At 36.5% G+C, this 25,309-nt stretch carries 25 protein-coding genes and 1 tRNA gene; 13 read left to right on the top strand and 13 right to left on the bottom strand.

All coding sequences use genetic code 11. The features are described from left to right. Nucleotides 1–19 precede the first annotated feature (19 nt). The 5 genes from DWV68_RS13210 to DWV68_RS13190 form a co-directional block, all read right to left on the bottom strand. Nucleotides 20–520 (bottom strand): DUF4446 family protein, encoded by a 501-nt coding sequence (locus DWV68_RS13210; RefSeq protein ID WP_117699147.1) that lies wholly within the window; start codon nucleotides 518–520, stop codon nucleotides 20–22. A gap of 39 nt (nucleotides 521–559) precedes the next feature. After that, nucleotides 560–1,447, bottom strand: coding sequence for a ParB/RepB/Spo0J family partition protein (locus tag DWV68_RS13205; protein WP_117699143.1), 888 nt, complete (start codon nucleotides 1,445–1,447; stop codon nucleotides 560–562). Continuing rightward, nucleotides 1,448–2,215, bottom strand: coding sequence for a ParA family protein (locus DWV68_RS13200; protein ID WP_022242306.1), 768 nt, complete (start codon nucleotides 2,213–2,215; stop codon nucleotides 1,448–1,450). A 382-nt stretch (nucleotides 2,216–2,597) separates the two neighbouring features. Then, on the bottom strand, nucleotides 2,598–3,251 hold the full coding sequence (locus tag DWV68_RS13195; protein ID WP_118057772.1) for a response regulator: 654 nt from the start codon (nucleotides 3,249–3,251) through the stop codon (nucleotides 2,598–2,600). Next, nucleotides 3,244–4,266, bottom strand: a complete 1,023-nt coding sequence (locus tag DWV68_RS13190) for a sensor histidine kinase (RefSeq protein WP_022242304.1) — start codon at nucleotides 4,264–4,266, stop codon at nucleotides 3,244–3,246. Before DWV68_RS13190 ends, DWV68_RS13195 begins: the two co-directional genes overlap by 8 nt. A gap of 152 nt (nucleotides 4,267–4,418) precedes the next feature. On the opposite strand from DWV68_RS13190, the gene DWV68_RS13185 reads away from it, so the two are divergent. Next, entirely contained in the window at nucleotides 4,419–5,363 is a 945-nt protein-coding gene (locus DWV68_RS13185; protein ID WP_118666005.1) for an alpha/beta fold hydrolase, read from the top strand. A 150-nt stretch (nucleotides 5,364–5,513) separates the two neighbouring features. Here the strand turns inward: DWV68_RS13185 and rsmG are convergent, their stop codons facing one another. The 8 genes from rsmG to rpmH all read right to left on the bottom strand — a co-directional run bounded on the left by rsmG (nucleotide 5,514) and on the right by rpmH (nucleotide 12,371). Further along, entirely contained in the window at nucleotides 5,514–6,236 is a 723-nt protein-coding gene (gene rsmG, locus DWV68_RS13180; protein WP_118666003.1) for a 16S rRNA (guanine(527)-N(7))-methyltransferase RsmG, read from the bottom strand. Between the two features lie 30 nt (nucleotides 6,237–6,266). Next, on the bottom strand, nucleotides 6,267–8,144 hold the full coding sequence (gene mnmG, locus DWV68_RS13175; protein ID WP_118088415.1) for a tRNA uridine-5-carboxymethylaminomethyl(34) synthesis enzyme MnmG: 1,878 nt from the start codon (nucleotides 8,142–8,144) through the stop codon (nucleotides 6,267–6,269). A 30-nt stretch (nucleotides 8,145–8,174) separates the two neighbouring features. After that, nucleotides 8,175–9,560, bottom strand: a complete 1,386-nt coding sequence (mnmE, locus tag DWV68_RS13170) for a tRNA uridine-5-carboxymethylaminomethyl(34) synthesis GTPase MnmE (protein ID WP_118666001.1) — start codon at nucleotides 9,558–9,560, stop codon at nucleotides 8,175–8,177. Nucleotides 9,561–9,679: 119 nt separating this feature from the next. Next, on the bottom strand, nucleotides 9,680–10,303 hold the full coding sequence (gene jag / locus DWV68_RS13165) for an RNA-binding cell elongation regulator Jag/EloR (protein WP_022242299.1): 624 nt from the start codon (nucleotides 10,301–10,303) through the stop codon (nucleotides 9,680–9,682). 15 nt (nucleotides 10,304–10,318) lie between these two features. Further along, nucleotides 10,319–11,590, bottom strand: a complete 1,272-nt coding sequence (locus tag DWV68_RS13160; RefSeq protein WP_197420872.1) for a YidC/Oxa1 family membrane protein insertase — start codon at nucleotides 11,588–11,590, stop codon at nucleotides 10,319–10,321. 16 nt (nucleotides 11,591–11,606) lie between these two features. After that, the gene (gene yidD, locus DWV68_RS13155) at nucleotides 11,607–11,822 is read right to left on the bottom strand and encodes a membrane protein insertion efficiency factor YidD (RefSeq protein WP_022242297.1); all 216 of its coding nucleotides are present in this window, start codon (nucleotides 11,820–11,822) and stop codon (nucleotides 11,607–11,609) included. 24 nt (nucleotides 11,823–11,846) lie between these two features. Then, nucleotides 11,847–12,170 carry a ribonuclease P protein component gene (gene rnpA / locus DWV68_RS13150; protein ID WP_022242296.1) on the bottom strand — a complete coding sequence of 108 codons (324 nt, stop codon included), beginning with the start codon at nucleotides 12,168–12,170 and terminating at the stop codon, nucleotides 11,847–11,849. 57 nt (nucleotides 12,171–12,227) lie between these two features. Beyond that, the gene (rpmH, locus tag DWV68_RS13145) at nucleotides 12,228–12,371 is read right to left on the bottom strand and encodes a 50S ribosomal protein L34 (protein WP_022242295.1); all 144 of its coding nucleotides are present in this window, start codon (nucleotides 12,369–12,371) and stop codon (nucleotides 12,228–12,230) included. Between the two features lie 478 nt (nucleotides 12,372–12,849). Between rpmH and dnaA the strand changes: the two genes are divergently transcribed. From dnaA to DWV68_RS13085, 12 genes are all read left to right on the top strand, one after another. Continuing rightward, complete coding sequence (gene dnaA / locus DWV68_RS13140) at nucleotides 12,850–14,199, top strand: chromosomal replication initiator protein DnaA (RefSeq protein WP_117699376.1); 1,350 nt, start codon at nucleotides 12,850–12,852, stop codon at nucleotides 14,197–14,199. Between the two features lie 272 nt (nucleotides 14,200–14,471). Further along, nucleotides 14,472–15,584, top strand: coding sequence for a DNA polymerase III subunit beta (dnaN, locus tag DWV68_RS13135; protein ID WP_117699187.1), 1,113 nt, complete (start codon nucleotides 14,472–14,474; stop codon nucleotides 15,582–15,584). 29 nt (nucleotides 15,585–15,613) lie between these two features. After that, complete coding sequence (locus DWV68_RS13130) at nucleotides 15,614–15,823, top strand: RNA-binding S4 domain-containing protein (RefSeq protein ID WP_022242292.1); 210 nt, start codon at nucleotides 15,614–15,616, stop codon at nucleotides 15,821–15,823. Next, nucleotides 15,820–16,911 (top strand): DNA replication/repair protein RecF, encoded by a 1,092-nt coding sequence (gene recF, locus DWV68_RS13125; RefSeq protein WP_118665999.1) that lies wholly within the window; start codon nucleotides 15,820–15,822, stop codon nucleotides 16,909–16,911. The genes DWV68_RS13130 and recF overlap by 4 nt, the downstream gene beginning before the upstream one ends. 27 nt (nucleotides 16,912–16,938) lie before the next feature. Beyond that, nucleotides 16,939–18,855: a DNA topoisomerase (ATP-hydrolyzing) subunit B gene (gene gyrB / locus DWV68_RS13120; RefSeq protein WP_118639717.1), complete on the top strand. Its 1,917-nt coding sequence runs from the start codon at nucleotides 16,939–16,941 to the stop codon at nucleotides 18,853–18,855. Between the two features lie 12 nt (nucleotides 18,856–18,867). Beyond that, nucleotides 18,868–21,462: a DNA gyrase subunit A gene (gene gyrA / locus DWV68_RS13115; protein WP_118665997.1), complete on the top strand. Its 2,595-nt coding sequence runs from the start codon at nucleotides 18,868–18,870 to the stop codon at nucleotides 21,460–21,462. Between the two features lie 74 nt (nucleotides 21,463–21,536). Then, entirely contained in the window at nucleotides 21,537–22,340 is an 804-nt protein-coding gene (locus DWV68_RS13110; protein ID WP_118057781.1) for a putative ABC transporter permease, read from the top strand. Between the two features lie 6 nt (nucleotides 22,341–22,346). Then, nucleotides 22,347–22,847: a hypothetical protein gene (locus DWV68_RS13105; protein ID WP_118057782.1), complete on the top strand. Its 501-nt coding sequence runs from the start codon at nucleotides 22,347–22,349 to the stop codon at nucleotides 22,845–22,847. 11 nt (nucleotides 22,848–22,858) lie between these two features. Next, nucleotides 22,859–23,704 (top strand): fumarate hydratase, encoded by an 846-nt coding sequence (locus DWV68_RS13100; RefSeq protein ID WP_118057783.1) that lies wholly within the window; start codon nucleotides 22,859–22,861, stop codon nucleotides 23,702–23,704. A 1-nt stretch (nucleotide 23,705) separates the two neighbouring features. Further along, a complete protein-coding gene (locus DWV68_RS13095) occupies nucleotides 23,706–24,218 on the top strand; it encodes a GNAT family N-acetyltransferase (protein WP_118665995.1) in 513 nt (170 codons plus the stop codon). Nucleotides 24,219–24,278: 60 nt separating this feature from the next. After that, nucleotides 24,279–24,836 (top strand): Fe-S-containing hydro-lyase, encoded by a 558-nt coding sequence (locus DWV68_RS13090; protein WP_118665993.1) that lies wholly within the window; start codon nucleotides 24,279–24,281, stop codon nucleotides 24,834–24,836. Nucleotides 24,837–24,962: 126 nt separating this feature from the next. Next, nucleotides 24,963–25,050 (top strand) — tRNA-Ser (locus tag DWV68_RS13085). Nucleotides 25,051–25,309: the final 259 nt, after the last annotated feature.

Below are 25,309 nucleotides of genomic sequence, written 5' to 3'. Positions count from 1 at the left end.
GCAAATTTATTCATTAAATTTATTCATCTTTTGATTTCATTGCCATTTCTAAAGCTTCTTTTTCTTCTTCGGAAAGTGCAATAATAGAATTTCCATCAATAATTTCCTTAATATACGTATAGCAGCCTTCTCTGCTATGCATTGCATTGATGATATATCCGTCATTGCGCTCATTCAACATTGCAAGGGAAAAGCTCAGCTTTCCACCCATCTCATTAAAAGCATCATATTTTACAAGTCCAAGCTTCTGGAATGTAAAACGTAAAGTAGCAAATATATCTTCGATATTTTTCTTATTTGCCTTGTTAGATGCAACCAGATCATCTATTTCATCTAAACGCTCTTTCAATACATCTTCCAGCGTCCTGGCATCTTTTCCAGACATGAACTTTTTATATTTCTTTTTTAACTTACTCATCTGGACGATATTTACAATGGTAACTATAAAAAGTATCAATACCAGTGCTGCCAGTCCTACTATTACATAATCGGAATCAATTCCTAAATATTCTGAAAAAATCATGTTGTTATCCTCTTCTCTTAATTACAAACAAATGTTCTATTTTTTAATACTTTCGATTAATTCATATATTCTTGTTAATTCATCCGGGGAATAATATTCGATTTCAATTTTTCCCTTCATAGAATCCTTCTGATTAATGATAACCTTTGTTCCAAGTATTGTTTTCATTTTTTCTTCTGCTTCCTGGTAAACAGCATCCAGTTTTTTCTTTTCCGGATTCACCTCTTTTGCAGGTGCATTCTTCTGTTTCTGCATTTTCTTTACCAGCTTTTCAGTATCTCTTACACTGATTTTCTCATCGAAGATTTTCTGTGCAAGTGTATACTGTTTTTCTTCATCAGTGATTCCAAGTAAAGCTCTCGCATGCCCGGTAGAGATCATATCGTCAATTACCATTTGCTGCACTTTATCACAAAGTTTTAAAAGCCGCATGGAATTAGTAACTGCAGTTCTGCTCTTTGATACTCTCTCCGCAACTTCATCCTGTTTCAGATTGAATTCATTTAAAAGGCGTTTATATGCAATTGCCTCTTCAATTGGATTTAAGTTTTCTCTCTGGATATTCTCAATCAGTGAAATCTCTACGATTTCCTGTTCAGTTAAATCTTTGATGATTACAGGAACTTTCTTTAATCCTGCCATCTTTGCTGCTCTCCATCTTCGCTCACCGGCAATGATTTCGTAGTAGTCTTTCCGGTCTACTACCAGAAGTGGCTGCAAGACACCAAACTGTTTGATAGACTCTGATAATTCTAATAATGCATCTTCATCAAAATTCTTTCTCGGCTGTTCTTTATTTGGTTCTACTTTATTGATATTTACCATAACTTCATTTTTTGCATCTGTCTTCTCATTGGATGTTCCAACTTTATCTGCAATCAATGAATCCAAACCTTTTCCCAATCCACCTTTTCTTGTTGCCATTTAGATATCCTCCCTGTCAATTACTTCTTTTGCAAGAAGTCTGTAGCTTTCTGCTCCCGCTGACCTGCTGTCGTATAGATTAATTGGAAGGCCGTGACTTGGTGCTTCTGCTAATCTTACATTTCTTGGAATGATTGTTTTATAAATTGTTGTATGTAAATTATTTTTTACATTATCTACTACTTCATTAGAAAGATTTGTTCTGGAATCATACATAGTAAATACAACTCCTTCCATCTTTAAATCTGGATTCAGTCTTTCCTGTACCAGGTCGATGGTGTGAATCAACTGGCTGATTCCTTCCAATGCATAATACTCACACTGAATTGGTACCAATACGGTATCTGCTGTTGTCATAGCATTTACTGTCAGCATATTCAAAGATGGCGGACAATCAATAATAATAAAATCATAATCGTCCCGGATATAATCTACTGCATTTTTTAAAATATACTCTTTATCATTGATTCCCAAAAGTTCAATCTCTGCTCCGGACAAGTTTACATTAGATGGAATCAAAGTCAGATTTTCAATTTCTGTTTTATGAATACTTTCACGAATTGTACATTCATCCAGCATTAATTCGTAAACAGTATTTTCTAAATCATCTTTATCAACTCCCAATCCACTGGTAGTATTTCCCTGCGGATCCAAATCTATTGCCAATATTTTTTTTCCGGCTTCTGCCAGACATGATGACAAATTAATAGACGTTGTGGTTTTACCAACTCCGCCTTTCTGATTTGCTATTGCTATTATTCTTCCCATATTATTTTCCTTTCTGTCTCTTTCATCATTGAAACATAAATTTCAGTTTTCTATTATTTTATCTGTACCGAACTTGTTTTATTATAACACTATAACACTTTCATTTCCAGTAAATCCATGTAGAAATGAAAGTAATTTTTTCTATTATTTTCTCTGTTTTTACTTTTGTTTTTTTCTTTACAGGAAAACAATTTTCTGTAAAGAAAAAAATGTTTCACGTGAAACATGAAACATTTCCTTTCATAATATAGTAGACTTATTTTTTTATTTATACTAAATCTTGTATCTATTTTATGTTTCACGGACGTTCTTTTACTAATGTTTCACGTGAAACATTTTATCAAAATACCTCTATTATATTGTATATCAATTACTATTTATTCTAACTTATCTTATTTCGAATAGCGAATACAGCAGCCTGTGTTCTGTCTTGCACATCTATTTTTCTAAATATATGGGAAATATGATTTTTTACTGTTCGTTCACTAATTGTCAACTCATCAGATATTTTCTTATTGCTACATCCTTCTGAAATCAATCGAAGTACATCTAGTTCTCTCTTAGTCAGCCATTCAATTTTTTCTTTATCTAAAGCATAATCTTCCATACTTTCATTTAGTGCAGGAAGAAGACTTGGCTGAATATAAGTATTTCCAGAAATAACCACATCAATTGCTTCTTTTAATTCATCATAACTGGAATCCTTTAATAAATATCCATCAATGCCGATATCAACAGCTTTCAATAAATATTCGACTTCATTGTGAACTGTTAATATCAATACCTTTACTGGGATTTTATTCTGTTTAATATATTCTAATACTTCAATACCATTTTTCTTAGGCATATTTATATCTAATAAAAGTATATCTGGATGAATCTTCTTATTTAATAAATTCAGACATTCTTCACCATCATTTGCCTCCGCAATTACTTTCATCGTACCATCCAGTTCCAGTAATTGTTTCAAGCCTTCCCGAATCATCATATGATCATCTGCTATGATTATTTCTATTTTATCTTTCACTTTACTCATTTTCTTCCTCCTCGACAAAATTTGGTACACGAATACTTATTGTAGTACCCTTTCCTTCTTCACTTTTTATCTGAATCTCACCTGATAAAAGATGAACTCTTTCTTTCATAATAGATAAACCAAAACCGGAATTTTTTGTTTTTGCAACTTTCTTTTTTGTATTAAATCCAATACCATCATCTTCAATTACAAGTGAAATATCATTTTCAGTATATTCTAATACAACACATATTTCTTTTGCATCAGCATACTTCAATGCATTCGTGCATGCCTCCTGCATAATTCTTAATAAAGACAATGCAACAACAGGTTTAACGTGAAACGGTTTTCCTATTATAATATATTCTATCTTCCGGTTCCACTCCTGCTCAATTTTTGCAATAGCATGTTTCAGTGTTACATCTATTCCTATATCATCTACTGACATTGGTCTGAGGTTATATATCATTTTCCTTGTATTGCTTATCACATTGCGAATATTATCAAGTACATTTGATAATTCCATTTTACAACGCTGCGAATCCATATCCATTACACGCATAGAAAGTTCTATCTTATGAAGCATACTGGTAAGATCCTGTACTGTAGAATCATGTAAATCTCTCGCAATGCGCTGTCGCTCCATTTCCTGTGCTTCTAATAACTGAATCTTATATTCTGCATTATCTTCTTCCTGATATTGCTGGGCAATTGTCTCCTTTTCCCTCTCACATTGAATAATAGATTGACACTCTTCCAAACGACGTTGTACATCATATAACTTGTTCTGTAATTCAGACTTTTCTTTGATAATATTTTTCTGCTGTACTTTCAGCTCATTAATTTTTTCCTTATTACGGGCATTCACTGTTCTTGGAGTAAACGCTTCATAATTTGGATCATTTATTTCATCCAGAAGTTCAATAAATTTTATATTTTCTTTTTCTGTATTTTCTAAAGAAATAATTTTCTTTTCTGTCTCTCTCTTTTGATCTATCAGTTCCTTCTGAATTTTCTCCAGATATTCTCTAATCATAGCTCCTCCTAGAACATATGTTCTTATATGGTATACATAATAATTGTAAACCATTTTTTTCAATCTGAAAAGTCTTATTCCATGATTTTAATTGTAAAGCAGCATGTTTTTGTTTATAATAAAAGTATCATAAACTTTAGGGAGGAATTACAATGAACAGAAACCTGAAAAAAGTAATCGGCATCACTACTACTGCTGTTGCCGGCATGTATATTATAAATAGAATTGTAGATTATACTGCAGGACAAAAAAATCTTTTAACTACCGAAGAAGGAAATATGTATCACTGGAAAAATGGTGACGTCTTCTATACTGTTTCCGGTAAAGGAACTCCGGTTGTTCTGATTCATGAACTGAATCCTGCTTCTTCTGCCAAAGAATGGAGTAAGATTGTACACCGCCTGGAAAAGAAACATACCGTCTACACTATCGACCTGCTTGGCTGCGGCCGTTCTGAAAAACCGGGTATTACCTATACCAACTTCCTATATGTACAGCTAATTAATAATTTTATCCACGACATTGTAAAAGAAGCGGCAAATATAGTCGTAACCGGTATTTCTTCTTCTTTCGTCATTATGGCACAGGCAATGGAGCCGGATAACTTTAAAAAAATTATTCTGGTTAATCCATCTGACATCAATATTATCAGGGAGATGCCTACAAAAGAAACAAAGGCTGCCAAAACTATTTTAGAGATTCCAATTCTTGGTACCTTTATCTATAACCTGATTATGCATCACAAGAGAATCCGCAATTACATTGAAAGTAAGTATATCTTCAAGAAAACATTCCTTTCATCCAAATTAGAAGATACTTACTTTGAATCTGCACACAAAGGAAACAGTGCCGGAAAATATCTGCTTGCCAGCACCAAAGGAAATTATGTCAATATTGATATCACCAATGCTGTGAAAAAAGCAGACAATCTCTACATCATTTCCAGTAGAGAAAGAAATAATGCCGTAGCTATTACAGAAAAATATCTTCACTTAAATAAGAATATTGAAGCAACCTACATTTCCAATTCCAGATATCTTCCCCAGCTTGAAACGCCAGATAAATTTAAAGATATTGTTTTAATGTTCTTACAATAATAAAACCAGTCATTGAAAACAACGTATAAATCTTTAAAGGATAACAAACGAAAATTTGTTATCCTTTTTATTTACTCAACTATCGAGAAAAATTATAATAGAAAAGAAGGAACCAAACATGTTTCCCGTAGTTTAATCTAATTTTAATTTTTACTTTAAAGGGCTTTTTGATGGAGTTCCAGCCTTACGTGGATATATTTTTGGTGTTGCATGAACCTTATGAATTACAACAAAAGAACGTTTAATGTCACTATCCGGCAGTGTAAAGTGAATTACATCCTCTATCTCGCCGCCCAGCACGAAAACTGCCTTCTTTGCATCCTTCAGCTCATCTTCCACCTCTCCAGACTTATAAGAGATAAATTTGCCGCTTATGTGGATAAATGGTAGGCAATATTCACTTAATGTGGATAAATTAGCAACTGCTCTGGAAACACATAAATCAAAGGATTCCCGATAATCTTTTCTTTTAGAAAGCTCCTCTGCTCTTCCATGAACCGTTTCAATATCCTTCAGATTAAGTGCTTCCATAACTTCATTTAAGAATAATAACCTTTTATTCAAGGAATCCGCCAGAGTAATCTTAAGCTCCGGAAACATAATCTTAAGTGGGATTCCAGGAAAACCGGCTCCGGTTCCCAAATCCAATAAAGTAAGCGGCTTCTTTAAGTCCATCACCTGGCAAAGAGAAATACTGTCTAAAAAATGTTTCTCCACAACATCCTCAAATTCTGTGATTGCAGTAAGATTCATTACTTTATTCTTTTCTACCAGCATTTCATAAAAAGTCAGGAACTGCTGCTCTTTCTCTGCAGTAAGTTCTAAATTCCACTCCGATAGAATATTTCTCATTTTTGTAAAATCATATGCCATAAAATATCCTCATTCTTCTCATTATTCTTCCTATTTTTTTATCTGTTCCATATAGACTAACAACATCGTAATATCTGCAGGTGATACACCGGAAATTCTTGAAGCCTGTCCAATGGAAACCGGACGATAAAGCTTTAACTTCTGTCTTGCTTCGATACGAAGGCTGTCTACTGCATCATAATCGAAATCATCCGGAATTTTCTTATTCTCTAATTTTTTAAAATGCTCCACCTGTTTAATCTGACGTTTGATATATCCATCATACTTAATATTAATATTAACCTGTTCCTGTACTTCTTCCGGAAGTTCTGGTCTGTCTTCATCAATTGGAGCAAGTTTTTCATAATCCAGTTCCGGTCTGCGAATCAGTTCGGTAAGACGGGTTCCGGTATTCAAAGGAGTACTTCCATATTCCTCTAAAAGTTTCTGCACATTCTCTTTAGCACCGATTGTTACTGACTCTACCCGGTTTATTTCATCCTGAATTAATTTTTCTTTTTTTACTACCCAGTCATATCTTTCCTGAGAAATGAGTCCGACCTGATAACCATATTTACTAAGACGAAGGTCTGCATTATCCTGACGCAGTAATAAACGATACTCGGCACGGGATGTCATCATCCGATATGGCTCATGATTCTCCTTTGTAACCAGATCATCGATTAACACTCCGATATAGGACTCGGAACGATGCAATACAAGCTGCTCCTTCTCTTTTACATATAAAGCTGCATTAATTCCGGCAACAATACCCTGGGCTGCAGCTTCTTCATAGCCGGAACTTCCGTTAAACTGGCCGCCGCTGAACAATCCCTTAATATTCTTAAACTCCAGAGTAGGTAACAACTGGTTTGGATTGATACAGTCATACTCAATAGCATAAGCATTTCTTACAATCTTCGCATGTTCCAGTCCCGGAACCGTATGATACATTTCATATTGAACATCCTCTGGCAGGGAACTGCTCATTCCACCGACATACATTTCGTTGGTATTTAAGCCTTCCGGCTCCAAAAATACCTGATGTCTTTCCTTATCGGCGAATTTTACCACTTTATCCTCAATGGAGGGGCAATATCTAGGACCCGTTCCTTCAATAACACCAGCATAGATTGGTGAACGGTCGAGATTTGCACGAATAATCTCATGAGTTTTCGGATTTGTATAGGTAAGCCAGCAGGATGCCTGCTCTATCTGAACACTTTCCGGGTCTGTAGTAAAGGAAAATGGTACTACTCTCTCATCGCCGGTCTGCTCGGTCATTTTACTGAAATCAATACTATTCTTATCCATTCTTGCCGGAGTTCCTGTCTTAAAGCGGAACATTTCTACTCCATGGGCTTTTAAAGAATCTGTAAGATGATTAGCAGGCTGTAACCCATTCGGTCCTGTATAATTAATCACATCTCCATAAAGACATCTTGCCCGAAGATAAGTTCCGGTACACAATACAACAGCCTTACTGTGATAAATTGCTCCGGAAAATGTTTTAATGCCGGCAATCTTATTATCTTCTGTGATAATTTCAGATACTTCCGCCTGTCTTATGGTAAGATGTTCAGTAGACTGCAGCGTTTTCCGCATTTCCATACTATAAGACGCCTTATCTGCCTGGGCACGAAGAGAATGCACTGCAGGACCCTTAGATTTATTTAACATCTTCGACTGGATAAATGTTTTATCAATATTAATTCCCATTTGTCCACCCAGAGCATCAATTTCACGAACCAGATGTCCCTTGGAGCTTCCACCAATGTTAGGATTACAAGGCATCATCGCAATACTGTCTACACTTACTGTAAATATAATGGTTTCAAGTCCCATTCTGGCACAGGCAAGTGCTGCTTCACAACCTGCATGGCCTGCTCCAACCACACACACATCATATGTCTCTTCGATTACCGACATTTCGTTATCCTTCTTTCTATCTAAATATAATTATTTACCCATACAGAATTTACTGAAAATCTCATTAACCAGATCATCTTCTACTGCTTCTCCGATAATAGTACCCAGTTCTTCATAAGCATTCATAAGGTCAATGGAATAAAAATCTTCCGGCATTCCATTTTCTACACTCTGTTTTACTAACTTTAAGCTCTCTACTGCCTGAATCAATGCGTTTTTATGTCTAATGTTAGTAATATATACTTCATCGTTAAATGAAATCGTTCCATGGAAAAACATTTCCGTAATGGTTTCTTCTAATACATCAATTCCAAGATTTTCTTTTGCAGAAATAGCTATCATCTTATGATCTGCACCGGATAATTTTTCTTTGATCTCATCTTCTCCGGTTACCTGGATTAAATCAGATTTGTTCAATAAAATGATGGCTTTCTTCTCCCGGATGGCATCTATAATCTTTTCGTCATTTTCATCCAATGCAGTAGAAGTATCCACTACATAGATAATAAAATCAGCTTTATCCACAAGGGATAGTGCTTTATCCACACCAATCTTCTCTACCACATCCTCAGTACTTCTGATTCCAGCGGTATCCATGATATTAAGCGTAATGCCGTTCAAATTAATCTGTTCTTCCAATACATCTCTGGTAGTTCCAGCAATATCCGTTACAATTGCCCGCTCTCTTCCTACCAGCGCATTTAATAAAGAAGATTTTCCGGCATTCGGCTTTCCGACGATCACTGTATTAATACCTTCCTTTAAAAGGCTGCCATTTTCCGAAGATGCAATCATCTGATTCATCTTCTGCATCAGTTTCTCTATTATAATAAGAAGATTCTCTCCATATCCATCAATACTGATATGCTCCGGATCATCTAAAGCAGACTCAATAAATGCAATCTCATGTATGATTTTACCACGAATTTCTTTGATTTTCCCTGTAAGAGCTCCGTTTAACTGTTGCATGGAGCTTTTCAATGCAAAATCATTTTTCGAAGAAATGACATCCATGACAGATTCTGCCTGGCTTAAATCAATACGACCATTCAAAAATGCACGCTTGGTAAACTCTCCCGGTTCTGCCGGTCTTGCTCCATTTTTCAGCACTACTTCTAAAATACGCCGCATCACAAGTGTTCCACCATGGCAGTCAATTTCTACCGTATCTTCTCTGGTATAACTGTTCGGTGCCCGCATCAGAAGAACCATTACTTCATCTATTATTTCATCTTCATCATAAATATGGCCATAATGAATCGTATGACTCTTGCACTGTGATAAAAGTTTGTTTCCTTTTTGTGGCCGGTATATCTTATCAATTACATCAAAAGCATCTTCTCCACTGATACGGATAATTCCAATTCCTGAATTCGTCATGGCGGAAGCAATTGCTGCAATAGTCTCTGTTTTCATAAAAATCTCCTTAATATAAGAATTCTTATATTATCTGTGTAATATATAAGAGTTATAAAACGGTATAATTATATCATTTTATAACTCTTATGAAATCATTTTCTTATAAAATTTTTAAATTATTTTTTTAATGTAACAACTACATGACGGAAAGGTTCTTCTCCCTCGCTGTGGGTTTCTACATATCTGTCACCCTGCAATGCAGAATGAATCACTCTTCTTTCAAATGGATTCATTGGCTCTAAAGATACCGGACGTTTTGTTCTCTTAACCTTATATGCAATATTCTTTGCAAGATTTTCCAGAGTATCTTTTCTTCTCTGGCGGTAATCTTCGGTATCAAGCTTAACTTTGATATATCCATCCGAATGTTTATTAACAGCAAGATTTGTAAGATACTGAAGAGAATCTAAAGTCTGACCTCTCTTGCCAATCAGCAGTCCCATTTCTTTGCCGCTTAATTCTACTTCATAGACCTTATCATCTTCTGCTTTCTTAATGTCAATGGTAACTTCCATATTCATAGCAGAAAATACATTTTCCAAAAACTCACGGATATTATCTACCGTATCATTCTTCTTCCGTGCCTTGATGATTGCAGGTTTACTCTTGATACCAAGAAATCCGGTAGAGCCCTTCTCAATAACTTCTACCTCAATCTTATCACTGGTAGTTCCAAGCTTAATCGAAGCCTCTGTAATTGCATCATCCACTGTTTTTGCTGAAACTTCAATAAATTCCATTGTATATTACCCCCTCTATTTATTGTTTCTTTCATTGAATTCACGTACTCTGTTAGCTTTTGAGGCGAGGCTTCCTGCTTTTGCATTGCTTCTTACCTCTGCTGCATGCTCTAAAGCTTCTTCCTTTTCTTCTTTTGTCATAGTACCTGATTCAATAACATTTGCTTTTGTACTCATCTTTGCTGCATTAGCAATCTGATTTTCAATCAGACCCATTTTCTTTTCACGCTTTGCTTTCGCTTTTTCCTGATTAGCTTTCATAATAGCATCCCAGTCCATCTTATCAAGACGTTTGTTAATACCCCACTGCTGGATACTACGAACCAAAGCACTGGCAATCCAGTAAATACCAAGACCAACCGGTACAGTGAAACACATTACAAATGAGAATAATGGCATCATAAGGTTCATGGTTTTCATCTGCTGTGCCATTGCATCATTTTCACCGGTAGAAGCGGTAGGCATTAATTTGATATTTAATCTCTGTGTCAGGAAAGAAATAACCGGAATCAGTAATGCACCGATTGCAAGTAAATAAGCTCCTGACTTAAAGCCTGTTGTCATAATATTCCATGGGCTGTTTGAAATGTTAAGACCAAGGAAATAGTTTAACTTCTCTAAGGATTTCTCAGTTGCATCCAGATTAGTAAGATTACCAAATACGTTTTTTAACTCACTCCATCCGGAAGTATTCATCTTATATAAAACATCAACAATATAATTATGAAGAACATTTGTATCCGTTGCAGTAAAATCAACAGATAATCCTGCAATTTTAATTTTATCAACAAAGCTTGTCATCTTATCTGCAAAGCCGTCGATAGACATAATCTCTGTAACAAGAACAGAAAACTTCTCTTTTACAGCCGGTACATATGCCGGTACATTTAAGAATACACGATATAAAGCAAACAGAATCGGCATCTGGATTAACATCTGGATACAGCTTCCGGTCGGTGAAACACCATATTTCTGGTAAACCATCTGTGTCTCTTCCTGCATCTTCTGCATGGATACCTGGTCTCTCTTGTTTTTATATTTTTTCTGGATAGCTTGAAGTTCTGGATTCATTTTCTGTGAAAGCTTTGAAAACTTCTGCTGTTTATAGGTTAATGGAAAAAGACATGCATAAATAATCAAAGTTAAGATAATGATGCAAAGTCCGATATTTTCTATTCCAAACAAACTGTTCAGCACATAATAGATTCCATTCATAATCCATCCTAAGACCTTCGCAATCGGTCCGAGAATCTTACCATTGTACTGAGTTAAAATGATTTCTGACACTTAACGTACCTCCTAATCATGGAACCGGGTCATATCCGCCTTTTGAAAAAGGATTACATCTTAATATCCTCCAGAGAGCCAGTGCTCCCCCCTTTACTGCACCATACTTTTCCACGGCAATCAGACCATAAGTAGAACAGGTCGGGCAATAAGGGCACTTTGTTGTTTTCATTGGTGAAAGATATTTTCTATAAAATTTAATGATTGCAATTAAAATTTTTTTCAAAATCATTCCATCTTCTTTTCGATATTATCTTTAAATAATTCCATGAAGATTCGAAAGATGCAGCAATGAACTCTTTAACTTGTGATAACCTTCATTTTTTGCTGACACCCTTACGATGACTACAATGTCCCAACCACTATGAAACATCTCTTCGTGTAGTCTGTAACTTTCTCTTAATAATCTCGTCAGATGATGTCTTACTACACTATTTCCTACTTTTTTACTGACGGAGATTCCAATTCGATTCGATTCCAAACCATTTTCCAGAACATACATCACCAGATACTTGTCCGCATAAGACTTACCATTGCGATATACATTCTGGAAATCTTTGTTTTTCTTCAATGAGTCCATTTTTCAATCCTTAAAAAAGTCTTGTAATAAGAAGAAAAAGACCACAAAAGTTGTGGCCTATGCTGATAATTTCTTTCTTCCTTTTAATCTTCTTGCAGCCAATACTTTTCTTCCGCCTGCTGTACTCATTCTTTTACGAAAACCATGAACTTTATTTCTCTGTCTGTTTTTTGGCTGAAATGTCATCTTACCTTTATGCATAATAATCCACCTCCTCTATGCTAGAAAACATCAGTACAATTATAACAAAAAAACCTGTCAAGTCAAGTAAAACCTGCATTTTTCGGTAATTAATTTTTACACTACTATATATATAAGGAAGAAACTATTTTTAATCTATATCTAGTATCCATTTTCTTCCTTCCATACCATAAAATTTATATATCAAAATTTTATGCACAGGTTATCCACAATTGTTCATAACCTGTGCATAACCTGTAGATAATTTAAGGATAACTTGTTATTAAAATGACCTTGCCTTAATTTTGAATAGCTTTTTCCGCTAAAATAAAGGCTTTTTTATCCACTTTATTCACATTAGGCTTATCACCTATACCTTTAAAAGTTCTCATTGATAATTTGCCCCATTTAGTTTATTATTAAAAGAGTAGGATTCTATATAATGCTATAAATATGAGAAGCTTTAAAAAGCTTAAATAATAGAAACATGGAGATTTTTATGGAACAGATCATTGAAAAATGGGAAGAAATTTTAAGAACTGTCAAGGAAGAGCATGAACTTACTGACATTTCTTTTAAAACCTGGTTAGAACCACTTAAGGTATTTGATGTCAAAGACAATACTTTATACATACTGGTACCGGACGAACAGATGGGGCTTAACTACATTACCAAGAAATACACTCTTCCTATTAAAGTAGCAGTCGCTGAAATTATTGGAAAGGATTACGAAATCGAATTTGTACTGCCGGAGCAGGCGAAATCCATGCGTACACCAAAACCAATGGCTTTCGTAAATACAGAAAGTATTGACAAATCCAGTTTGAATCCAAACTATACCTTCGATACTTTTGTTGTTGGAAATAATAACAAACTGGCTCATGCAGCTTCACTGGCTGTTGCAGAATCTCCGGGAGAAGTCTATAACCCACTCTTTTTATATGGAGGCGTAGGACTTGGTAAAACGCATTTGATGCATTCCATCGCACATTTTATCCAGTCCAATAATCCAGATGTAAAAATTTTATACGTTTCTTCGGAAACTTTTACCAATGAACTGATTGAAGCCATCCGAAATGGCAATAATACAGCTATGACAAAATTCCGTGAGAAATATCGTAATATCGATGTACTTTTAATCGACGATATCCAGTTTATTATAGGAAAAGAAAGTACACAGGAAGAATTTTTCCATACCTTTAATGAGCTTTATCTTGCTAAGAAGCAGATTGTTATTTCTTCTGATAAGCCGCCAAAGGATATGGAAACATTAGAAGAACGTATCCGCTCCCGTTTTGAATGCGGTCTGACTGCTGACATCGGTTCTCCGGATTATGAAACCAGAATGGCAATTCTGCGAAGAAAAGAAGAAATGGATAATTTCCATTTAGATGATGAAATTTTAAAATACATTGCTACTAATATTAAGTCTAATATCAGGGAACTGGAAGGTGCTTTAAATAAACTGCTTGCCTACTCCAATCTTGAACAGACTGAGATTACCATGGAAGTAGCCATGAAAGAGCTTCAGAATATTATTTCTCCGGACAAGCCGAGGGAGATTACTCCACAGCTTATTATTGATGTGGTATGCGAACATTTCCATATTACAAAAGAGCAGATGATTTCTAAAAGCCGCAGCAACGATATTGCAAAACCGAGACAGATTGCCATGTATCTTTGCAAAAATATGACTGGGGTTTCCTTAGAAAATATTGGAGAACTCTTAGGAGGAAGAGATCATTCTACCGTAATTCATGGTATTAATAAGGTAGAAGCTGAATTACAGACTAATGAAGCAACCGTAAATCTCTTAAATACCATTAAGAAAAAAATTAACCCAAATTAATTTATGCACAGGGTTCTGTTTATAATTTGTGAACTAGCTGTGGAATGGCTTTGGATAACTAATTATGTTAACTTTACATAAAAATTTATTCACTTTTTATTAAGACACAATCCGCAGTCATTTAAACAGGTTATACAGTAACAAAATTCTTTTAAATGCTTATGAATTAAGGGTTGCAGAGGTTATTCACTTATTAACATCCCCTAAGAATAAGACGTTTAATTTCTTTTTAAATATTATATTTATATATGTCGAAAGGAGTTATGAACAACATGAAAATCATCTGTTCAAAATCAAATTTACTTTATGGTGTAAACATTGTTTCCAAAGCCGTACCAACCAGAACGACCATGGCTATCTTAGAATGTATCTTAATAGATGCTTCTGCCGGTGAGATTAAATTAACTGCCAATGATATGGAACTTGGAATCGAAACAAAAATAGAAGGAGAGATTGAAGAAAGAGGAATTATCGCATTAGATGCAAAAGTCTTTTCTGATATCGTAAGAAAGCTTCCGGATAATGAAGTTGTAATCGAAACAGACTCTTCCTTTAAGACAACCATTACCTGTGAAAAAGCAAAATTCAATATCATTGGAAAATCCGGTGAAGATTTTTCTTATATTCCATATATTGAAAGAAATGAAGAAATCAGCATTTCACAGTTTACTTTAAAAGAAGTAATCCGCCAGACAATCTTTTCTATTGCAGATAATGACAATAATAAGCTGATGACAGGAGAATTATTTGAAATCAATGAGAACAGCTTAAAGGTTGTATCACTGGATGGCCACCGTATTTCAATCCGTAATATAGAACTGAAAAATAATTATGAGCATAAGAAAGTGGTTGTTCCTGGAAAGACTTTACAGGAAATCAGCAAGATTCTCCCGGGAAATGCTGACGAAGATGTCAGCATGTATTTATCAGACAACCATATTGTATTTGAATTTGGCAATACCACCGTTGTTTCCCGTCTGATTGAAGGCGAGTATTTTAAGATTGAACAGATGCTTTCTTCTGATTATGAGACAAAGGTTAAGATTAACAAACGTGAATTATTAGACTGTATCGACCGTGCTACCCTTTTAGTAAAAGAGGGAGATAAGAAGCCGATTATCATGAATATAACAGATGATAAGATGGAATTAAAAATCAATTCTTTCATTGGTTCCATGAATGAAGAAATTGATATTACCAAAGATGGAAAAGATATTTTAATTGGATTCAATCCGAAATTCTTTATCGATGCCCTTCGTGTCATTGATGAAGAAGAAGTAACCCTTTATATGGTAAATCCAAAGGCACCATGTTTTATCCGGGATGAAAATGAGACCTTTATCTATCTGATTCTTCCGGTAAACTTTAATGCAGCTGCAAACTAGGATTTGCAGAGGCAGGAAGAGAGGCAATCATGCAGGAAATTAAGCTGCGGGATGAATATATTAAGCTGGGACAGGCGTTAAAAGCTGCCGGAGTCGTAGACTCCGGAGTCACTGCCAAGCTCGTAATATTAGATGAAAAAGTTAAGGTAAATGGCGAAGTTGAAGTACAGCGTGGCAAGAAATTATATGATGGAGATGTAGTGGAAGCTTTGGGCGAAACCATAAAGATTGTAAAATGATAATAAAGTCCATTGAACTTAAGAATTTCCGTAATTATGAAGAGTTAAATCTGAATCTTGACGGTGGAACCAATATTTTATATGGGGACAATGCCCAGGGAAAGACCAATATATTAGAATCCATTTATGTCAGCGGAACAACGAAATCCCATAAGGGAAGCCGCGACAAAGAAATGATTCGTTTTGGTGAAAATGAGGCACATATCCGTACTATGGTAGAAAAAAATCAGATGAGTTATCAGATTGATATGCATCTGAAGAAGAACCGTTCCAAGGGAATTGCCATTAATGGTGTGCCAATCCGCAAGGCAAGTGAGCTTTTCGGTGTGCTGAATATGGTATTTTTCTCACCGGAGGATTTAAATATTATCAAAAATGGTCCTTCCGAGCGCAGAAGATTTTTAGATTCGGAAATCTGCCAGCTGGATAAAATTTATCTTTCTGATTTAACCAAGTATAATAAAGTTTTAAATCAGCGCAATAAGCTGTTAAAAGATATGGTATTTCATCCGGATTTGGAAAATACGTTATCCGTGTGGGATATGCAGCTCATTTCTTACGGCAGGCGGATTATCAGCCGGCGCCGGAGATTTGTAGAAGAATTAAATGAAATTGTCCGGGGCATCCATGAAAGCATTTCCGGTGGCAGGGAGCAGCTGACGCTGACGTATGAACCGGATATCGAAGAAGCTTTTTTTGAAGATGAATTAAACCGGGCAAAGGAAAAGGACATAAAATACTGCAGTACCTCCGTGGGACCCCACAGAGATGATATTTCCTTTTTTATCGGAGATATAGATATCCGTAAATTCGGTTCCCAGGGACAGCAGAGAACTTCTGCTTTATCACTGAAATTATCAGAGATAGAGCTGGTGAAAAGATGTATCCATGATACACCGGTACTTCTTTTAGATGATGTGCTTTCCGAACTGGACAGTAACAGGCAGAATTATCTGCTTAACAGTATACATGATATTCAGACGGTCATTACCTGTACCGGTCTGGATGAATTTGTAAGAAACCGCTTCCAGATTGATAAAATATTTGAAGTCATAAGCGGAAAAGTAAGTGAAAAAAATGAAATGTAAAATAATCCGTGAATAGGAGGAATACAGATGAGTACGGAATACGGAGCAGACCAAATTCAGATTTTGGAAGGTTTGGAAGCAGTAAGAAAGAGACCTGGAATGTATATTGGAAGTACCTCTGTGAGAGGACTTCACCATCTGGTATATGAAATTGTGGATAACTCTGTCGACGAAGCACTGGCAGGTTATTGTACCCATATTATCGTTACGATTAATAAAGACAATTCCATTACCGTAGAAGATGATGGACGTGGAATTCCGGTAGGAATTAACCACAAAGCAGGTATTCCTGCGGTAGAAGTAGTATTTACTGTATTGCATGCCGGCGGAAAATTCGGCGGTGGAGGATATAAGGTATCCGGTGGGTTACATGGTGTAGGAGCATCCGTTGTAAATGCACTTTCTAACTGGCTGGAAGTACAGATTTTCCACGATGGAAAGATTTATAAACAACGTTATGAACGTGGACATACCATGTATCCACTGAAGGAAGTCGGAAAATGTGATATAAATAAAACCGGTACTACTGTAACCTTTTCTCCGGACGGAAGCATTTTCGAAGAAACCGTATATGATTTTGATACATTAAAGCAGCGTTTAAGAGAGACTGCATTCCTGACAAAGAATCTTAGGATTACACTTCGTGATGACAGGGAAGAGCCTGTAAAAGAACGGGTATTCCATTATGAAGGCGGTATTAAGGAATTTGTAACTTACTTAAATAAGAGCAAGGAAGCATTGTATCCGGAGGTTATTTATTGTGAAGGTGAAAAAAACGGGGTTCTTGTTGAAGTTGCTATGCAGCATAACGATGCATATAACGAAGCTACGTACAGCTTTGTCAATAACATCATCACGCCGGAGGGTGGAACACATCTGGCAGGTTTCCGTAATGCGCTTACCAAAACTTTTAATGAATATGCGCGGGCGAATAAGATTTTAAAGGATTCTGAGACGGCACTTTCCGGTGATGATATCCGTGAAGGTTTAACTGCTATTGTAAGTATTAAGATTGAAGAGCCTCAGTTTGAGGGACAGACCAAGCAGAAGCTTGGTAACAGTGAAGCAAGAGGAGCCGTAGACAGCGTAGTAAGTGAGCAGCTTACATACTTTTTAGAGCAGAATCCTCAGGTTGCAAAGACCATTTGTGAAAAATCACTTCTGGCACAGCGTGCAAGAGAGGCAGCGAGAAAGGCAAGAGATTTAACCAGAAGAAAGACTGCATTAGAAGGAACCTCACTTCCTGGAAAATTAGCAGACTGTTCTGATAAGGATCCGAAAAACTGCGAAATTTTCATCGTCGAGGGAGATTCCGCCGGCGGTTCCGCAAAGACTGCAAGAAGCCGTGCAACCCAGGCAATTCTTCCACTTCGTGGAAAGATTTTGAATGTAGAGAAAGCAAGACTTGATAAAATTTACGGAAATGCTGAGATTAAAGCCATGATTACAGCATTTGGTACCGGTATTCATGAAGATTTTGATATCAGTAAATTAAGATATCATAAGATTATTATTATGACCGATGCCGATGTGGATGGTGCCCATATCAGTACCCTGATGCTTACTTTCATTTATCGTTTCATGCCGGAATTAATCAAACAGGGCTATGTATATCTGGCACAGCCGCCACTTTATAAGATTGAGAAAAATAAAAATGTCTGGTATGCCTACAGCGATGAACAGCTCAACAATATCTTAAAAGAGATTGGACGCGACGGTAATAACAAGATTCAGCGATACAAAGGATTAGGAGAAATGGATGCCGAGCAGCTTTGGGAGACAACCATGGATCCTGAGAAGAGAATCTTACGTCGTGTTGTAATGGATGAAGAAGAAGCATCTGAAATTGATGTAACATTCAACACCTTAATGGGTGATAAAGTAGAACCAAGACGTGATTTTATTGAAGCAAATGCGAAGTATGTCCAGAACCTGGATATCTAGGAGGAAGAATAGATGGATGACAAGATATTTGACCAGATACATGACGTAGACTTAAAGAAAACGATGGAAACATCCTATATAGACTATGCCATGAGTGTAATTGCAGCCAGGGCTTTGCCGGATGTAAGGGATGGTCTGAAACCGGTACAGAGACGTGTACTGTTTTCCATGATAGAGTTGAACAACGGTCCGGATAAGCCACATAGAAAATGTGCCCGTATTGTTGGAGATACCATGGGTAAATATCACCCACACGGAGACAGCTCAATCTATGGAGCATTGGTAAATATGGCACAGGACTGGTCTACCAGATATCCATTGGTAGATGGTCATGGTAACTTCGGTTCTGTAGACGGTGACGGAGCTGCGGCAATGCGATATACCGAAGCAAGACTTTCTAAGATTTCCATGGAAATGCTTGCTGATATTAATAAAGATACCGTTGATTTCATGCCAAACTTTGATGAGACCGAGAAAGAGCCTGTTGTACTGCCATCAAGATTTCCAAATCTTTTAGTAAATGGTACAACTGGTATTGCGGTAGGTATGGCAACCAATATTCCGCCACATAACTTAAGAGAAGTTATCAATGCAGTAGTAAAAATCATTGATAATGAAGTAGAGCAGGATCGTGGAACCGATATTGAAGAGTTATTAGATATTGTAAAAGGACCTGATTTTCCAACCGGTGGAATGATTCTTGGTACAACCGGAATCAACGAAGCATACCGTACCGGCCGTGGAAAGATTCGTGTCCGTGCAGTTACCAATATTGAGGCGATGAACAATGGAAAGAACCGTATTATTGTAACGGAACTTCCATATATGGTAAATAAAGCCAGACTCATCGAAAAGATTGCAGAGCTGGTAAGAGATAAGAAAATTGATGGAATCACAGATTTACGTGATGAATCAGACCGTCAGGGTATGAGAATCTGTATTGAGCTGCGTCGTGATGTAAATCCAAACGTAGTATTAAATCTGTTATATAAACATACCCAGTTACAGGACACCTTTGGTGTTATTATGCTGGCACTGGTAAATAATCAGCCGAAAGTCTTAAATCTTCTTGATATGTTAAACTACTATCTGATGCATCAGAAGGAAGTTGTAACAAGAAGAACGAAATATGATTTAAACAAGGCAGAAGAAAGAGCTCATCTGTTAGAGGGTTTACTGATTGCCTTAGACCATATTGATGAAGTAATTTCCATTATCCGTGGAAGTAAGACAACACCGGAAGCAAAAGAAAAATTAATGAACCGCTTCGGACTCAGCGATGCACAGGCACAGGCTATTGTAGATATGCGTCTGCGTGCACTGACAGGTCTGGAACGCGAGAAAATTGAAAATGAATATAAGGAATTAGTAGCAAGAATCGCAGAATTAAAAGCAATCCTTGCAGATGAGAAGAAGCTTCTTGGTGTTATCAGAGAAGAAATTCTTCTGATTGCAGATAAGTATGGAGACGAAAGAAGAACATCTATCGGATTTGACGAATATGACATTTCCATGGAAGATCTGATTCCGGTAACCAATACGGTAATCACCATGACAAAATTAGGATATATCAAGCGCATGAGTGTAGATAATTTCCGCAGCCAGCATCGTGGAGGTAAAGGAATTAAGGGAATGGAGACCATCGAGAACGATTATATCGAAGAGCTTCTCATGACAACCTCTCATCATTATCTGATGTTCTTTACCAACAGCGGAAAAGTATATCGTATGAAAGCATACGAGATTCCGGAGGCAGGAAGAACAGCCAGAGGAACTGCGATTATTAATCTGCTTCAGCTTCAGCCGGGTGAGAAAATCACCGCAGTTATTCCGATTAAGGAATACAAAGAAGGTGAATACCTCTTTATGGCAACCAAGAATGGTATTGTGAAGAAAACACCAATCTGCGAATATGCAAATGTCCGTAAGACAGGTCTTGCAGCAATTAACCTTCGTGATGATGATGAACTGATTGAAGTAAAGAAGACAGATAACAATAAAGATATCATCTTAGTAACTAAATATGGCCAGTGTATCCGTTTCCATGAAACAGATGTAAGAAGCACCGGTCGTGTATCCATGGGTGTTATCGGTATGAATTTAGCAGACAGCGATGAAGTCGTAGGAATGCAGTTAAATACCCAGGGTGATGCACTGATGATTGTATCTGAAAAAGGTCTTGGAAAATGCACCCTGATGTCTGAATTCTCACCACAAAACCGTGGCGGTAAAGGCGTGAAGTGCTACAAGATTACCGAGAAGACCGGTAATATCATCGGTGTCAAAGCCGTAAATCAGGATAACGAAATAATGCTGATTACCACAGAAGGAATCATCATTCGGATTCCGGTAAATGGAACAGCACTTTTGGGCAGAGTAACATCCGGAGTAAAACTGATTAATGTAAATGACGGAGTAACTGTAGCCAGCATGGCTAAGGTAAAAGAAGATAAATCCATTATGGAAAATGATATTCCGGAGCCGAAACAGCCAGAAGGTGTTATTGTAGAAGAAGATGAAGATGCATCAGCATCGGAGGAAGAGCTGATATCCAAGGAGCTTGGTGAATTAATTAACCGCGCAGAGCAGGATAGCGAAGAAGAATAAAAAACTTTATAAAAAAGAGGGCGGAATCACTGTATCATGATTTCGCCCTTTCAAAAAATAATGGGGGATTAAAGATGCCACAGACATTTTATGAAGTACTATGGATTTTTATTATTTATGCATTTATTGGATGGTGCAGCGAAGTATCATATGCAGCATTGGATAGGGGAATCTTTGTAAACAGAGGATTTTTGAACGGACCATACTGTCCAATTTACGGATGTGGAGTATTAATCGTGGTTGTGTTACTGACACCATTAAAGAAAAATTTACTGATATTATATTTAGGTTCCTTCCTATTGACATCAGTTCTGGAATTTATAACAGGATTCGTAATGGAAAAAGTATTTCATAATAAATGGTGGGATTACTCGGATAAACCCTTTAATATAATGGGATATGTATGTCTGAAATTTTCAATTTTCTGGGGATTGGCATGTACCTTTATTATGCTGATTATTCATCCGATTATTTACGGATTCATTCATCTGATACCGCATATTGTGGGGGTGGTATTACTTATAATTATAATGACCGGATTTGCCATTGACGTAGTAGTAACGGTATCTACTATTGTGAAGTTCAACCGCAGGTTAAAGGTAATGGATGATATTGCAGCAAAAATTAAAGTATTGTCCAACCAGATTGGTGAAAATATTTATGAAAATGTAGAAGAAGCACTGGAAAAATCTGCAGAATTTAAAGAAGGGCATGCAGAAAAGATAGAAAAACTCGAAAATCTGCGTCATAAATATGATGAACTTTTATCCAAAAAGAATGCAGTATCCAGCCGTCTGATGAAAGCATTCCCGGATATGAAATCAAAACATCATAACGAGATTTTGCAGAAATTAAAGAAAATCAATATAAGAAAGTAGGAAAATATGAAACCGAAAATAAAAACAGGGATAAGCGCAATCATGATAATAGGATGGATATTTGCAGGGCTGGGTTCTGTCTTTTTAATAATGGGAATCCTTTTTCTGACACAGTCCGGTAAAGAGGAAGCCTTTAAAATGTTAGGACTCATCTTTGGCGGAACCGGACTATTCTTTTTCCTGATTGGTGTCATTTTTTTGATATTGCATTACAATAATAAAAGCAGCTTAAAGAAAATTGTAGATAACGGCTATTACATTATGGCAGAAATTTCAAATATAGATATGAATTATAATGTAAACGTAAATGGCAGATGCCCTTATGTGATATATGCCAGATATCAGGATATGAATGGCTGCATCCATACATTTCACAGCCGCAACATTTTCTTTTATCCGGCGGGAATGATGAAAAATAATATGGTAAAAATTTATACAAGACCGGATAATTTTAAAAAATACTATATGGATATCGATGAGATTTTACCGGAAGTACAGATGCATTAAAGGAGACAGAAATGATAAGAACAGTAAAAACAAGTGAAATAACAGAAAATATCAAAGAAATGTGCATTGAAGCAAATTATTATTTATCCAGGGATATGGATGCAGCAATGAAAAATGCGGCTGCAACGGAAGAATCTGAACTAGGACAGAAAATATTAAATCAGTTACAGGATAATCTTGAAATTGCAGATAAAGAGCAGATTCCGATTTGTCAGGATACCGGAATGGCAGTGGTATTTATTGAAGTTGGACAGGATGTTCATTTTGAAGGTGATGCTATAGAAGATGCCATTAATGAAGGAGTGCGTCAGGGATATGTGGAAGGATATCTTCGGAAATCCGTCGTAAAAGACCCACTGATTCGTGAAAATACCAAAGATAATACTCCGGCAGTTATACATTATTCCATTGTGCCAGGCGATAAAGTGAAAATGACTGTTGCACCAAAGGGATTCGGAAGTGAAAATATGAGCCGCGTCTTCATGTTGAAGCCTGCAGAAGGAATCGAAGGTGTTAAAAATGCCATCATGACTGCAGTAGCTGATGCAGGTCCAAATGCCTGCCCGCCAATGGTAGTAGGCGTTGGAATCGGAGGCACCTTTGAAAAATGTGCGATTCTTGCAAAAAAAGCATTAACCAGAAGCGTAGATTCCTATTCTGAAATACCTTATGTAAAAAATCTGGAAATAGAAATGTTAGATAAAATTAATAAGTTAGGCATCGGACCGGGCGGATTAGGCGGAACAACTACAGCTTTAAAGGTAAACATCAATACATACCCGACACATATCGCAGGACTTCCGGTGGCAGTGAACATCTGCTGTCATGTAAACAGACATGTGGTAAGGGAGATTTAAAATGAACACAATTGTAATAGAAGGAAAAGAATATCATTTTAAAATGGCACATCCGGAAAATACAGAAGAAATACTGTCTTTATACCAGAGTGTAATGGGAACAGAAGGCTGCACCTGGGATGAAACATATCCAAGCCGGGAGACCATTGCAAAAGATTTTGCAAATCAGGCATTATTTATAATAGAAGATAATGCCCATAAAATAGCCGGAGCAATTTCAATTGATGAAGATACGGAAGTAAATGCATTAACCTGCTGGTCGAAGCTGTTAGAGCCATCTGCGGAGCTGGCTCGTCTTGTCATAAGAGAGACAGAACAGAATCGTGGAATGGCACGCGTTATGATTCAAAAGACCATGGAAGAATTAAAAAAAAGTGGCATGAAAGGTGTGCATTTTCTGGTAAGTAAGACAAATGAACGGGCAATGCGTTCCTATCAGAAATTGAATTTTACAAAATGTGGTGAATCGGATCTTTATGGAGAAGACTGGTGGTGCTACGAAAAGGCATTATAATAGATTTATTATAAAAGCTGGTAAATATCATTATTTATTATAGAAAGAACAGGTGATAGAATGGATAAATATATTACAACACCGATAACAGAAGAAAAGACAGCAGAGCTTCATGCAGGAGATTATGTATACATAACAGGAACGATTTATGTGGCAAGAGATGCAGCTCACAAGAGAATGATGGAAGTCTTAGAAAGAGGAGAAGAACTTCCGATAGATATTTTAGATTCCACAATCTATTATATGGGACCATCACCGGCAAGAGAGGGAAGACCAATCGGTTCCGCAGGTCCGACCACTGCAACCCGTATGGATAAGTATGCACCAACCCTATTGGATTTGGGTGAAAAGGCAATGATTGGAAAAGGAAAACGTTCCAAAGGAGTCATAGATGCCATCATCCGTAATAAGGCAGTGTACTTTGCAGCAATCGGCGGGGCAGGCGCGCTTCTTTCTAAATGTATTACCAAATCAGAAATTGTCTGTTATGAAGATTTGGGAGCGGAAGCCATCCGCAAGCTGGAAGTAAAAGACTTCCCGGTAATAGTTGTGATAGACAGAGATGGCAACAACCTCTATGAAACAGCAATAGAAAAATATAAGAAAGTCCAGCTTTAAAATGCTCTAAAAAAATAAGTGAAAAATAATTTGAATTTGTGATTGACAAAGTGAAATAGTTTTAGTATTATTATCTATGCGTCATGTACGCAGACAACATCATATTTATTTGGAAAGTTCAGATATGGAGAAATACTCAAGAGGCTGAAGAGGCGCCCCTGCTAAGGGTGTAGGTCGGGCAACCGGCGCGAGGGTTCAAATCCCTCTTTCTCCGCTTTTTCCAAGAATAAAGAAATTTATTTTTTTTGGAAAAAGTTGTTGACAGATAAGAAATAAGATGTTATACTAAATGAGTTGTGTCTGAGAGATACAATAAAGAACCTTGATAACTGAACAGTGAAATAACCTTGAAAGATTTTGAGAAAAACGTAATCAAAAGATTACAAAATCATTCAGGACAGCATCTCTATTTAATAGAAGAATGCGACCTAAAACAGTAAACTTTAGGATATTTAGCCAAGCTAGATTTCTGA

The sequence above is a fragment of the Roseburia sp. AF12-17LB genome, assembly GCF_003479605.1.
Classification (GTDB): domain Bacteria; phylum Bacillota; class Clostridia; order Lachnospirales; family Lachnospiraceae; genus Roseburia_C; species Roseburia_C amylophila.
Note: the sequence above shows the minus strand (reverse complement) of the source record. Positions and strands in the feature narration are given on the sequence as shown.